Annotated in this window: 12 protein-coding genes; 7 read left to right on the forward strand and 5 right to left on the reverse strand. The window is 63.6% G+C overall.

Going from position 1 to position 12,992, the window contains the following annotated elements; all coding sequences use genetic code 11:
• Window positions 1–223: 223 nt before the first annotated feature.
• Entirely contained in the window at window positions 224–1,528 is a 1,305-nt protein-coding gene (locus tag NKL06_RS19875) for a PRC-barrel domain-containing protein (protein WP_023693689.1), read from the forward strand.
• An 82-nt stretch (window positions 1,529–1,610) separates the two neighbouring features.
• On the opposite strand, the gene NKL06_RS19880 is transcribed toward NKL06_RS19875, so the two are convergent.
• Entirely contained in the window at window positions 1,611–3,164 is a 1,554-nt protein-coding gene (locus NKL06_RS19880; RefSeq protein WP_023693690.1) for an alkaline phosphatase family protein, read from the reverse strand.
• 219 nt (window positions 3,165–3,383) lie between these two features.
• Between NKL06_RS19880 and NKL06_RS19885 the strand changes: the two genes are divergently transcribed.
• The 4 genes from NKL06_RS19885 (at window position 3,384) to NKL06_RS19900 (ending at window position 6,420) form a co-directional block, all read left to right on the forward strand.
• The gene (locus tag NKL06_RS19885) at window positions 3,384–4,316 is read left to right on the forward strand and encodes a VOC family protein (protein ID WP_023693691.1); all 933 of its coding nucleotides are present in this window, start codon (window positions 3,384–3,386) and stop codon (window positions 4,314–4,316) included.
• Between the two features lie 4 nt (window positions 4,317–4,320).
• Window positions 4,321–4,953 carry an alpha/beta hydrolase gene (locus NKL06_RS19890; RefSeq protein ID WP_023693692.1) on the forward strand — a complete coding sequence of 211 codons (633 nt, stop codon included), beginning with the start codon at window positions 4,321–4,323 and terminating at the stop codon, window positions 4,951–4,953.
• Window positions 4,946–5,245, forward strand: a complete 300-nt coding sequence (locus tag NKL06_RS19895; RefSeq protein WP_023693693.1) for a GNAT family N-acetyltransferase — start codon at window positions 4,946–4,948, stop codon at window positions 5,243–5,245. Before NKL06_RS19890 ends, NKL06_RS19895 begins: the two co-directional genes overlap by 8 nt.
• A 116-nt stretch (window positions 5,246–5,361) precedes the next feature.
• A complete protein-coding gene (locus NKL06_RS19900) occupies window positions 5,362–6,420 on the forward strand; it encodes a dipeptidase (RefSeq protein WP_023693694.1) in 1,059 nt (352 codons plus the stop codon).
• Here the strand turns inward: NKL06_RS19900 and NKL06_RS19905 are convergent.
• The 4 genes from NKL06_RS19905 to NKL06_RS19920 form a co-directional block, all read right to left on the reverse strand.
• Window positions 6,417–6,665, reverse strand: a complete 249-nt coding sequence (locus NKL06_RS19905; RefSeq protein WP_023693695.1) for a hypothetical protein — start codon at window positions 6,663–6,665, stop codon at window positions 6,417–6,419. The two genes, NKL06_RS19900 and NKL06_RS19905, sit on opposite strands and share 4 nt — an antisense overlap.
• Before the next feature lie 2 nt (window positions 6,666–6,667).
• Window positions 6,668–7,903, reverse strand: a complete 1,236-nt coding sequence (locus NKL06_RS19910) for an aminomethyl transferase family protein (protein ID WP_023693696.1) — start codon at window positions 7,901–7,903, stop codon at window positions 6,668–6,670.
• 204 nt (window positions 7,904–8,107) lie between these two features.
• Window positions 8,108–9,673 (reverse strand): phytoene desaturase family protein, encoded by a 1,566-nt coding sequence (locus tag NKL06_RS19915; protein ID WP_023693697.1) that lies wholly within the window; start codon window positions 9,671–9,673, stop codon window positions 8,108–8,110.
• Window positions 9,660–11,279: a phytoene desaturase family protein gene (locus NKL06_RS19920; protein WP_023693698.1), complete on the reverse strand. Its 1,620-nt coding sequence runs from the start codon at window positions 11,277–11,279 to the stop codon at window positions 9,660–9,662. Before NKL06_RS19920 ends, NKL06_RS19915 begins: the two co-directional genes overlap by 14 nt.
• Before the next feature lie 201 nt (window positions 11,280–11,480).
• On the opposite strand from NKL06_RS19920, the gene NKL06_RS19925 reads away from it, so the two are divergent.
• Together NKL06_RS19925 and betI are read left to right on the forward strand one after the other, a co-directional pair.
• Window positions 11,481–12,260 (forward strand): methyltransferase domain-containing protein, encoded by a 780-nt coding sequence (locus tag NKL06_RS19925; RefSeq protein ID WP_031208770.1) that lies wholly within the window; start codon window positions 11,481–11,483, stop codon window positions 12,258–12,260.
• A 48-nt stretch (window positions 12,261–12,308) separates the two neighbouring features.
• Window positions 12,309–12,974 (forward strand): transcriptional regulator BetI, encoded by a 666-nt coding sequence (betI, locus tag NKL06_RS19930; protein ID WP_023693699.1) that lies wholly within the window; start codon window positions 12,309–12,311, stop codon window positions 12,972–12,974.
• Window positions 12,975–12,992: the final 18 nt, after the last annotated feature.

Raw genomic sequence — 12,992 nt, forward strand, 5'->3', positions numbered from 1 at the left:
CCAGCCGCAGGCTGAAACGGGCAAGCTTGGGAAAGGTTCCATCGGCCGGGTGGAAAGTCCGGCGATTCCACGGACTTGCCCGGGGTGTTTCGATGCTCCCGTTTTTTCGGAACAAGCGCCTTGTCACAACGTTGTGATCCCATTGGAGGCGCCGCCTTCGGTCTCCCGGCAAGTGGTTTGCCGATTGCGGCGCGCACGAGATCACGCAAGAGGAGACTTAATCATGATCCGCACACTGTTCGCGACGACCGCACTCGCAACGCTGATCGCTACCGGTGCGTTTGCGCAGTCAACGACGGCCCCGGCGACGACCCCAGCGCCGGCTGAAGCCCCTGCTACCATCGCGCCGGCGACACAACAGGCCGACGGCGCGCTGATGACCAATATCATCGGCGAGTCCGTCTACAATGGCACTGGCGACGATGCGCAGAAGATCGGTGACGTCAGCGACGTCGTCCTCGATGAAAACGGCCAGGCGAAATCCGCCATTATCGGCGTTGGCGGCTTCCTCGGCATAGGCAGCAAGAACGTCGCCTTCGACTACGGCAAGTTGCAATGGGTCGAGAGGAATGGTGACCGCTGGCTCGTCGCCGAGACGACGAAAGAAGCGTTGACGGCGCTGCCCGACTTCGACCGTAAGCCCTACGATCCGGCCTCGGCGCCTGCTTCCACGGCGCAGAACGACCCGCAGAAGCCGGTTGATCTCAACGCCGCGCCGTCAGAACCGGCGGTGAAACGCGCTGACGGCAATCTCGCAACCAACATCATCGGCGAGAATGTCTACAATGGCACTGGCGACGATGCCCAGAATATCGGCGACGTCAACGACATCGTGCTGACCAAGGATGGCAAGGCGCAGTCGCTGGTGATCGGCGTCGGCGGCTTCCTCGGCATGGGTGAAAAGAACGTCACCTATGATTTCGCCAAGGCGCGGTGGGCCGAAAAGAACGGCGATCGCTGGCTGGTGGCGCAGACGACCAAGGAGGAACTGCAGGCGCAGCCTGATTTCGACCGGAAGCCCTATGATCCGGCGCCCGTGACGACAACCTCCGACGCGACGCAGCCGACTGCTCCGGCTGCCCCGACGGCCGTTGCACCGGCTGACAATGCTCAGCCAGCGGACAAGACCGCGGAAGCTCCGGCCGGGACAAAGGCTACCGATCCGACGCAAACGGCAGCGATCGACAAGTCCACACTGACCGAAATGCCGGTCGGTAACATCAGAGGCGACGACCTGAAGGGCACCACCGTCTATGGCGCCAACGACGCCAAGGTCGGCGAGATCGGCGACGTCGTGCTCACGCCCGACAGCAAGCCGGATGCCGTCATCATCGATGTCGGCGGCTTTCTAGGCATCGGCGCCAAGGAGGTCGCGGTCGGCATGGACAAGCTCAAATTCATGACCGACAAGGACGGCAACAAATATCTCTACACCAACTTCACCAAGGAGCAGCTGCAGGCGCAGGCCGCCTATGACAAGGGCAGCTATGCTGAGAAGCGCGACCAGCAGCGGATGATGGTGCAGTAAGGGAATAGGCAGTAGGGATTGGGCAGTAGGCGAAAACCGAGTGACGAGGCATTAGCCGCCAGAACATTCTACTGCCTACTGCCTACTGCCTACTGCCTACCCACATACCCACCACCCCTTCGTCCGTCAGCTCTGCAAGCGCCAACGACTGGTCAAGATGCTCGGCGCGCCAGGCAAGCAGCCGCTCGGCAAATTCAAGCCGCACGCTGAGATAGGCCGGGTCGGCGGCAACGTTGGCCAGTTCGCCCGGATCCTTCTCCATGTCGAAAAGCAGCGGCGGCAGGCCGCCGCCGAAATGCACGTATTTGAATTTTTCCGTACGGATGACGGCGAGGTTGCACTGGCGCGAGCCGATGCCGAAATGCCGTTCGGCCTCACCGCTGGCAATCGAGCGGAAGTCGAACTCCCAATGCGCCGCGTCGCGCCAATCCTTAGGCGGTTCATCTTGCAGGAACGGTTTTAGCGAGCGGCCGTCGAGATGCAGCTGGGCGTCGGCGTCAAGCAGATCGAGCAAAGTCGGAAAGATGTCGACTGCCTCGGTGAAGTGGTTGACGATCGAGCCGGCTGCATTGCCGCGTCGTGGGTCGCGCACGATCAATGGGATGTGATAGCTGCCGTCGAAGAAGCCGCCTTTGCCCAGCATGAAATGGTCGCCCATCATCTCGGCGTGGTCCGAAGTCAGCACGATGATGGTGTCATCCCATGCATTCGCCGTCTTGATCGCTTGCCAGATGCGGCCAAGCTGCGCGTCGACCTCCGAGATCATGCCGTAATAGATCGCGCGGATGGCCCGGATGTTGTCGCCGCCCCAGTCGCGCACGTGGCCGTCGGTGCCGGGGCGGAAGCTTCTCCGCTTCTGGCGACCAAGGTCGTAAGCCAGATAGGGATGCCTTTGCGCCTCGGCCTGCCAAGTCTCGACATGGCGGAAGGGCGGTCCGTCCGCCGGATCATACAGAGTGTTGTAGGGCTGCGGTACGACAAAGGGCGGATGCGGGCTGATGAAGGAGACATGCGCGAACCATGGCGAATCCTGTTCGTCCAGCCAGCGAATGAATTCGCCGGCAAGAAAAGCGGTCGGCGTCTCGTCCCTGGAATAGACAGGCGGCGCGTTGGTCACGGCGTCGCCCGCTTCCCCGCCCACGGGACGGTGAATGCCGGGAGAGCCCGCGCTGGTGTCGACGCCACGTGCCTTCAGCCATGACAGCCATGGTTTCTGATGCTCAGGCAGGAACTGGCGCACGCTGAAGCCGGGCAGCACGCCCTCGTAACTCTTCAGCCGGGGGTCACCCGGAGCCATTGTGCGCGGATCGGAAGAGACGTCGGTGTAGCCGAACAAAGTCGGATCATAGCCAAGGGCGCGGGCCGACAGCGCGATGTTGCCATGGCGGGCGTCGAGCGGCGTGCCGTTGCGGCAGACGCGATTGTTCATCTGGTAGAGGCCGGTGTAGAGGCAGGCACGTGCCGGCGAGCAGGGCGCCGCGCCGCCGTAATGCCGCTTGAAAAGGACGCCTTCGGCGGCGAGCGCATCGGCATTCGGCGTCTTCACCACCTTGTGGCCGGCAGCCGACAGGCAGTCGCCGCGCCATTGGTCGCAGGAGATCAACAGGATGTTCGGGCGTCTGCTTTTCGCGGCCAATGGCTCTATCCTGTCACGTCGGGCAAGACGTTCAATGAACTGAATCCTGGCGGCGGTGCAAGCCTGTCAGTCTTGCTGAAATGGTGAACGAAAATTTTCTGCCGTTCACCATTTGGATACAGTCCATTCTGAGTTTGCCGCCTTTGCCGTCGCCCGGTGTATCCTCATATTGGCGTGGACAGCGGCAAGGGCCGCAAACACCAAGGGAAGGAGCAGACTATGCTCGACCAGATCAAGGGCCTGCATCACGTGACGTCGATGGCCGGCGATGCGCGCCAGAACAATGATTTTTTCACCCACAAGCTTGGCCTGCGCCGGGTCAAGAAGACTGTTAATTTCGACGCGCCCGACGTCTACCACCTCTATTATGGCGACGAACACGGTACGCCGGGTTCGGTGATGACCTATTTTCCGTTCCCGGACATTGCCAGGGGCCGCCACGGCGTCGGCGAGGTCGGCACCACGGCCTATTCGGTGCCGGCGGGCACGCTCGACTATTGGGAAAAGCGTTTTGCCGATGAGGGCGTTGCCGGCCTCGCTCGCGAGGAAACGTTCGGCGAGAAGCGGCTGGCCTTCGCCGGTCCCGACGGCGACGGTTTCGCGCTGGTCGAAGACAAAACGGACAGCCGCGCGCCATGGTTGAAAGGCGGCGTTCCCGCCGACGAGGCGATACGCGGCTTCCACTCGGTGTCGCTTCGCCTCAAGGATGGCGGCGCCACCGAAGAGCTGTTGAAGTTCATGGGTTACGAGGAGGTCGACAAGTCTGGCAATGTCAGCCGGCTCGCCATCAAGAACGGCAACGGCGCTGATGTCGTCGACATCGAATCGCTGCCGACGGCTGGCTTCGCCAATCTCGGCGCCGGCTCGGTCCACCATGTCGCCTTCGCGGTGGAGGATCGCGCCAAGCAACTCGAAGTGCGCAAGGCACTGATCGATACGGGCTATGGCGTGACACCGGTGATCGACCGCGATTATTTCTGGGCGATCTACTTCCGCACGCCCGGCGGCGTGCTGTTCGAAGTCGCCACCAACGAGCCGGGTTTCGACCGCGACGAGGACACCGCGCATCTCGGCGAGGCGCTGAAACTGCCGACGCAGCACCAGCATCTGCGGCCCTATCTTGAAGAACATCTGCAGAAGCTGGAAGGCTGAGACAATGAGCAAGGACGCTTACATTCATAAGGCGCTGCCGGGTTCGCCCGGCGGCCCGCTGCTCTTCGTCTTCCACGGTACCGGGGCGGACGAAAACCAGCTGCTGTCTCTGGGGCGCGACCTCGCGCCCCAGGCGACCATCGTGTCGCCGCGCGGCGATGTTTCCGAACATGGTGCGGCGCGTTTCTTCCGCCGCACCGGCGAGGGCGTCTACGATATGGACGACCTCACCCGGGCGGCCGGCAAGATGGCCGGCTTCATCAAGGCGCAGGTCGAAGCGGCAAAGCCGTCCTCGGTGCTCGGCCTCGGTTATTCCAACGGCGCCAACATCCTGGCTTCGGTGGTGTTCGCCGCGCCTGAGCTGTTCGACGCGGCGGTGCTGATGCATCCGCTGATCCCGTTCGAACCTGAGGTGAAGGGCAGCCTCGCCGGCCGCCGCATCCTGGTCACCGCCGGCAAGCGCGACCCGATCTGCCCGCCCAACCTGACGTCGCGGCTGGAAGCCTATTTGCGCGCCGATGGTGCCGATGTCACAGTGGAATGGCACGATGGTGGCCACGAGGTGCGGCCGAACGAGATCGAAGCGGCAAGGCGACTCTTCGCCGACGCGCCGGTTGAAGGAGCAAGCAATGCCTGACCAATTGCCTGACATCGAACTCGAGGACCGCGGCTCGAAGGGCCGTTATGTCCTGCGCGGGCCGGGCGGCGCCGAGGCGGAGATGACCTTCACCAAGGTCGGCGAGCACCAGATCATCATCGATCACACCGAAGTGCCGGACGTGTTTCGCGGCCAGGGCGCCGGGCTTCGGCTCGTCACCCGCGCCGTCGAGGATGCGCGGGCAGTGGGCAAGAAGATCATACCGCTCTGCCCGTTCGCCAACGCCCAGTTCCGCCGCCACCCGGAATGGGCCGATGTGCTGAAGCAATAGGCCAGGCAACGCAAACACGCGTCTGGCATTTGCGCGCTTCGGCCATCTTGCCTAGATAGAGGTATCGCCCGCAGGCGCGGTTTGCGCCTGCAGCTCCTCAATCGAATGGCTTCCTGATGACCGAATCCGATCTCGTCCCCGTCTTTGACGGCCACAACGACACGCTGCTGAGACTTTACCAGTCGAAAGACACGGACGTCGAAAAGCTGTTCATCGAGGGAACGCAGGGCGGCCATATCGATCTGCCGCGCGCCAAGAAGGGCGGCTTTGCCGGCGGCATGTTCGCAATCTTCCCGCCGCCGGTCGAGAAGTCCAAGCGCGCCGCGGTGCCGCCGGCGCCGAGCGACAACGAGCCATTGCCGCCGGAACTGCCGCGCGCCGACGCGCTGACGTCCACCATCGGCATGGCCTCGATCCTGTTTCGGCTGGAGCGCGCGGGCGCGCTGACAGTCTGCCGCAGCGCCGGTGATATCAGCGAGGCGATGGCGAAAGGCTCGATCGCTGCGGTGTTTCACATCGAAGGCGTCGAGGCGATCGACCCCGAACTTACGCTGCTCGATGTGCTCTATGAAGCCGGCCTGCGCTCGCTCGGTATCGTCTGGAGCCGCCCCAATGCCTTCGGCCATGGCGTGCCGTTCCGCTTTCCGTCGTCGCCCGACACCGGGCCGGGGTTGACCGATGCCGGCAAGGCGCTGGTCAAGGCCTGCAATCAGCTGAAGATCATGATCGACCTGTCGCATCTCAACGAGAAGGGCTTTCGCGATGTCGCCGCGCTCAGCGATGCGCCGCTGGTCGCCACCCATTCGAACGTGCACGCGCTGTGCACCCACTCGCGCAACCTGACCGACTGGCAGCTCGGCGCCATCCGCGACACCGGCGGCATGGTCGGGCTGAATTTTGCCACCGGCTTCCTGCGTGAAGATGGGCGGATGAATTCAGACACCAGCCTCGACATCATGGTGCGCCATGTCGATTCGCTGCTGCAGGCGCTGGGCGAGGACGGCGTCGGTCTCGGCTCCGATTTCGACGGGGCGATGATTCCGGCCGTCATTGGCGACGTCGCCGGCCTGCCAAAGCTGATCGACGCGCTGGCCGCGCGTGGCTTCGGACGCGCGTTGATCGAGAAGATTGCTTACCGCAACTGGCTCAACGTTCTTGAGAGGACGATAGGCTAGGCGCCCATGCGCTTCAGCCAGTCCTGGCCGGCGCCGCGATTCCTGATGATCGGCAGCGGGTTCTCCGAGTCCAGCCGCGCGCAGATGCGGTAGACTTCGAGCGTCTCGGCGCTCATTTCGCCGCGCTTGTAGAAGTACATGGCTGCGGCATAGCGCGTGCGGCCAGACCATTTCTCGCCGAGCGGCGTGTTGACCAGTTGCCACTGTTCGGCGGCTTCCGCCTCATCATCCAGTTGGTCGGCCATGGTCAGAAATCCGCTGGCGGATTGGCGATGCGGCGGTCGAGCTTGATGAAGGGGCGCGCCACCACCTTGGCCCGCTTCATCAGCTTCTGGTACTGCAACTCGCGCATGGCGTAGATCTCGACCCAGAGGTCTTCCACCATCGTATCACCATAGGGCCGCGCCAGCGAGGCGATGGCGATGTTGCGCTTGGCCATCGGCGACCACATGGCGGCGCTGACCAGTCCGACCTCCTGATGCTTCTTGTGATAGACGATGGCGTGTTCGGCCGGCATGTTGCCTTCGATCTCCAGCCCGACCAGCACGTAGCGCAGATTGCGCTTGGCGCGGGCTTCGAGGATGGCGCGGCGGCCGTTGAAATGGCTTTTTTCCAAGTCGACCATGAAGCCGAGGCCGATCTCGTCCGGCATGCGCAGGCGGTCCGCGCGGATGGCATGCTCGGCGGTGGTGAAGTCGGCATTGGCGACGATCAGGCCGGCTTCCAACCGAGCACGGTTCAAGGCGGCATAGCCGATGGCGCGGATGCCGCGCAGTTCGCCTGATATCATCAGCCGGTCCCAGAGGCTCAGCGCCTTGTCGGCCGGCACGAACAGTTCGTAGCCGAGGTCGCCGGTAAAGCCCGTGCGCGAGATGGTGAGCGTGCCGCCATCATGCGGGAACTCGGCGAGGTCGAAGATCTTCAATCTCTCGACGCCGGCGAAGCCGGCATCGTGCAGGACCGCAAACGAGGTCGGGCCTTGCAGCGCCAGGCCGGCGACGGTTTCGGTCTCTTCCTCGACCTTAACGTCGAAGCCAATCGCGCTGTCGAGCAGCCAGGGCAGGTGCCGCTCCTGCGAACACAGGCGGAAGCGTGTCGGCGACAGGCGAAACAGCGTGCCGTCATCGAGCACGAAACCTTCGTCGTCGCACCACGCGGTGTAGTGGACGCGGCCGGGTTTGAGCTTGGTGACATCGCGCAGCGTGACGCGATCGAGGAAGGCTTCGGCATCCAGTCCCTCGACGCGGTACTTGGTCATCGGCGAGATGTCGAACAAAGCCGCCTGGCTGCGAATGGCGAAATATTCGAGCTCCTCGTCCCACAGCGAATGCGGCGCGCGGTAGCCGGCCCAATTGTACCAATCCTGGGTCTTGGCCAATGCGTCGATGCGCGGCTGGAACGGCGTGCCGAGACGCAGCGTGCGGAAATGCGACTGCGCAGCGATGCGAGTTTTTGATGGTTTGACGGTGGGTTGATGGTTCATGATAGCGATCCTTCGCGCCCCCCTCTGTCCTGCCCGCCCCACGAGAGGGGAGATTGGCCGTCATCGCGGCTTTCGCTAATCGCCAACATTTCAAGAATAAGCGGCCGCGCCGAAGCTGCTGATCTCCCCCCAGGTGGGGGAGATGTCCGGCAGGACAGAGGGGGGCGCCGTAGAGTGCGGCGTTGGCGAACTGCAAAATCATGCTCACCCCTTCATCGCGATAATGCCCCGCGCCGCGTTCAAGCCAGGGGCGCCGGAGACGCCACCGCCGGGATGCGAGCCGGCGCCGGCCAGGAACAGGCCGTCGACCGGCGTGTCGTAACCCGACCAGCCGGAGACGGGCCTCGACATCAGCATCTGGTCGGCCTGCAATTCGCCGTGGTGCCAGTGGCCGCCAGGCATGCGGTAATTGGCTTCGATATCGGCCGGCGTCAAAAGCTCGGCATGCAGCACGCACTTGCCGATACCGGGGGCATAAACCTCGAGCTGCGCCATGATCGCCTTGAGGAATTTCGGCTTGCCGGCGTCCCAGCCTTCTTTCAGCGCGTAGGGCGCGTACTGCACGACAGCCGACAGCACGCAGGCACCGCTTGGCGCAAGCGACGGGTCGGCAAGTGAGGGCAGGGTGATCTCCATCACCGGTTCGGGCGAGAACTCACCGTATTTGGAAGGGTTGAAGGCGCGTTCGACATAGTCGGGCGAAGGCGCGATGACCAGACGGCCCTTGTGACTATCCTCGTCGACGCCAGAAAATTGGGGCGGCCGGTCGAGCGCCAGATGAAGCTTCGCCGCATCGCCTTTCATGCGAATGTTCTTCACTTTGCGGACGAAGCCGGTATCGATCTCGCGCGGCCCGACGAGGTCGAGCATGGTGGTCGCCGGGTTGATGGCGGAAACGACGGTTCTCGCACGCAGCACCTCGCCGCTGTCGAGCGCGACGCCGACGGCGCGGCCTTTCTCGACGATGATCTTCGCAACGGGGGCGGCCGTGCGGATGGTGACGCCGGCTTTCTCCGCCGCTGCGCGGATGGCGGTGACGACCGCACCCATGCCACCTTTCGGCAGCATCTGCGCGCCGGCCGCACCACCGGTCTCGCCCGCCAGCCGGTAGTGGAGGTCGAGCAGGGAGGTTGGCGACCGCGGACCGAGATGGCTGCCCAGCGTGGCGTCGAAGGCGAGCAGGCCCTTCAGCCTGACATCGGCAAGCTGCTCGTCAAGCAGGTCGGCGACGTTCATCAGGAGCACGCGCAGGAAGTCGCGCATATCTTCCTTGCCGAGCTTTTTCAACGCCAGGGCGGTTTGGCCAAGCCCTACGGTTTCAAGCAGCGACATGCCGCCGAGATCAGGCGGGCGCCGCGACAGGAACGGCTTCAATACGCCGGCATAGCGCAGCAACTGCGCCCGCAATTCCTTCCACGCGGACTGCTCGGACGGATTGGAGCCGGTCAGCACTTCGCCATAGGCGCCATGCAGGACAAGCGACGGGCCATCCTTGGATAGGGCAACCGACGGCATGAAGTCGGCGCGCGCGATTTGCAGCCCGTGCTTTTCCAGCTCCAGCGTCTTCACCACGTCGGGATGCAGGCGGTTCAGCACATGGGCGATCGACGAGACGCGAAAACCCGGCGCAAACTCTTCGGTCCGCGCGGCGCCGCCGACGTCGCCGGCAGCTTCCAGCACCAGCACCTTGCGGCCGGCCTTGGCCAGCGTGGCGGCAGCGACAAGGCCGTTATGGCCGCCGCCAATGACGATGGCATCAAATGACGTCATGGGCCGGGCTCATATGGGAGGTCGATTTGGCGAGGTCGCGTAGGATCTCGGCTGCCGCATTGCGGCCGGGTGCGCCCATGACGCCGCCGCCGGGATGGGTCGAGGAGCCGCACATATAGAGGCCGCCAACCGGCGAGCGGTACTGCGCGTAGCCCGGCACCGGGCGGTTGAACAGCAGCTGGTCGAAGGTCAGTTCGCCCTGAAAAATATTACCTTCGGTGAGGCCGACCTCGGCCTCGATCTCGCGCGGCGTGCGGACTTCCATGTGGACGATGCGGTCGCGGAAGCCCGGCGAGTATTCGGCGATCTGCGCGATCACGCTTTCGGCGAAACCGTCGCGATCGGCATCGGTCCAGTCGCGGCCGTTCACCTTGGGCGGGGCGTACTGCACGAAGCAACTCATGAAGTGCTTGCCGGGCGGCGCCATCGTCGGGTCGAGCGTCGTCGGGATGACCATGTCGAGGAACGGGTCCGCCGACCAGCGGCCAGCCTTCCAGTCGTCATAGGCGCGTTCCATGCGCTCCATCGAATCGGTGAAATGCATGTCGCCGCGATAGACCGGCGAATCCTTCGGCAGCGCCGGGAATTCCGGCAGGGAATCCAGCGCGATGTTGACCTTTCCGGATGAGCCGCGGATTTTGAAGTTCTTCACACGGCGCAGGAAGATGTCGGGCAGTTCCTTTTCCTCGACCAGCTTGAGGAAGGTGCGTTTGACGTCGGCGTTGGAGACGACGAGCTTGCCGTAAATCTCCTCGCCGCCGGCCAGCACCACGCCCTTCGCCTTGCCCCTGCCGACGAGCACATGGTCGACCTCGGCGCCGGTTCGGATGGTGCCTCCGCTAGCCTTGAACGAGGCGGCAAGCGCCTTGGTGACGGCGCCCATGCCGCCGCGTGCATAGCCCCAGGCGCCGACCGAGCCATCGACCTCGCCCATATAGTGATGCAGCAGCACATAGGCCGTGCCGGGTGACATCGGCCCGAGCGCGGTGCCGATGATGCCGGACAGAGCGAAGTTCGCCTTGACGACGTCGGTCTCGAAATATTCATCGAGGAATTCCGAGATCGAAATGGTCCAGAAGCGCAGCGTCAGCGCCATTTCCTCGGCCGACAGGCCGGCGAATTTCTTGCCGAGATAGAGAAGTTCGCCGAGGTCGCGTGGCCGAAAACTGGTCGGATCAGGGGCGGTGCGCATCAGCAGTGGCTGGATGAAGCGGCACTGCCGCGTCACGTCGCGCGAATAGCGATCGTAGGCTTCGGCGTCGCGCCTGGAGAAGCGGGCGAACTCGCGCCGGTGCGCATCGTGGTCGCGGTAATTGGCGAGGTAGTCGCCGTCGCGGGTGAACACGGCGCCGCCCTCGTAGGAGATGACCTGCAGACCGAAGCGCGGCAGTTCGAGGTCGCGCATAATCTCGGGGCGAAACAGCGAGCAGACATAGGAGCAGTTGGAATAGAGGAAACCCGGCGTCAGTTCGCGGCTGGTGGCGGCGCCGCCGACCCAATCGTTCTTCTCCACCACCAGCACGTCGAGCCCGGCGCGCTGCAGGTAGCAGGCGTTGACCAAGCCATTGTGTCCGCCGCCGATGATGATCGCATCCCAAGCTTTCATTCTCGTCCGTTTTCCCTAGGCGATCCGCTGTTCATTTTGCGTGATCTCGTTCCCGATTGCGCGAAATTTGGCATGGCAGCCGGCATTTTGTCCAGCCATATTGAATGAATGTTCAACAAATAGTCTTGCGTTTTCTTTGGTATGCGCTACGCTTTGCCGGCAATCGAACGTGGTGAGTTCGGCTGACGGGACCGAGGTTCGATGACAGAAGGGGCAGATGCCGAACCGGAATATGACGACACCGCCATCCGCTTCCTCGAAGCGTTGTGGGGCGAGGGGTACCTGTCGCCGGGCGGGCCAGACGAGGTCGACCGGGTGATCGAAGGGCTCTCGCTGAAGGGCAAGACCATCCTCGATATTGGCTGCGGCTCAGGCGGTATCGCGCTGCATCTGATCGACCGCCATGGCGCTGCCCATGCCACCGGCTTCGACATTGAACACCCAGTGATCGAGGCGGCCATGAAACGCGCCGCCGTGCGCGGGCTTTCAGATCGCGCCAGCTTCATCCAGGCGCCGCCGGGGCCGCTGCCTTTTGCCGAAGGTTCGTTCGATGTCGTCTTCTCCAAGGATGCGCTGCTGCACGTGCCCGACAAGGATGCGCTGTTTGGCGAGATTTTCCGCGTGCTGAAACCGGGGGGCGTCTTTGCCGCCTCCGACTGGTTGATTGGCCATGACGGCGAACCGTCGCCTGAGATGAAAGCCTATGTCGTGGCTGAAGGCTTGTCCTTCGCCATGGCTTCGCCGGCGCGCTATGCGCAGGCGATGCGCCGCGCCGGCTTTGCCGATGTCGCGGTCCAAGACCGCAACCCATGGTATCGCGAGGTCGCGCGCGGCGAGTTGGAAAGGCTGAAAGGCCCGCTCTACCGGACGGCGGCGGCAGCGGTTGGGGCGGCCTATGTCGACAAGAACATACGAACCTGGGAAGCCATGCAGAAGGTGCTTGACAGTGGTGAGCACCGTCCCACTCATCTTCGTGGGTAGAAGCCGGCTATGGTGGGATAGCCGGCAATGTGGAGCATGACGGCACCGATGAAAGCTGCAGCGCGCGAAGAGCGATCCTCCGACACGTCTGGAAAAAACGAACCGGAAAAACGCGGCCGCAAGGCGTCGAAGGAGGTCAGGCAACAGCAGTTGATCGAGGCGACGATCGATTCGCTGGCCAAGCGCGGCTATTCGGAGACGACGATGGCCGATGTCGCCGATGGCGCCGGCCTGTCGCGCGGTATCGTCAACTTCCATTTCGAGAGCAAGGAGAAGCTGCTCATCGCGACGCTGCAGCATATGTATGACGAGTATTCGGCGCATTGGCGCGCTGCCCTGCAGAAAGCAGGGGACGATCCAGCCCGCCAACTGCAGGTCCTGGTGTGGGCCGACTTCGACCGCTCGATCTGCAACAAGCGCAAGCTCGCCGCCTGGTGCGCGTTCTGGGGCGAGGCCAAGTCGCGGCCGACCTATCAGGCGCTGAGCAGTTCCCGGGACGCATACTACCAGCAGGTCTTCATCGACCTCTGCGCGACGCTCAAGCAGAGCGGCGGCTATGCCTATGAGCCGCAGGTGATGGCGCTGGCGCTGTCGGCCATGCTGGAAGGGTTGTGGCTGCGGCTGATGATGGGAACCGAAGACACCACTCGCGAAACTGCCCTGCAAGCGGCAAACGCATTCCTCGCCGCGGCTTTTCCCAAGCACTACCCATAACCAGAAGCCGACCAGTCG

It is taken from the genome of Mesorhizobium sp. C268A, from assembly GCF_040324475.1.
Lineage (GTDB): Bacteria > Pseudomonadota > Alphaproteobacteria > Rhizobiales > Rhizobiaceae > Mesorhizobium.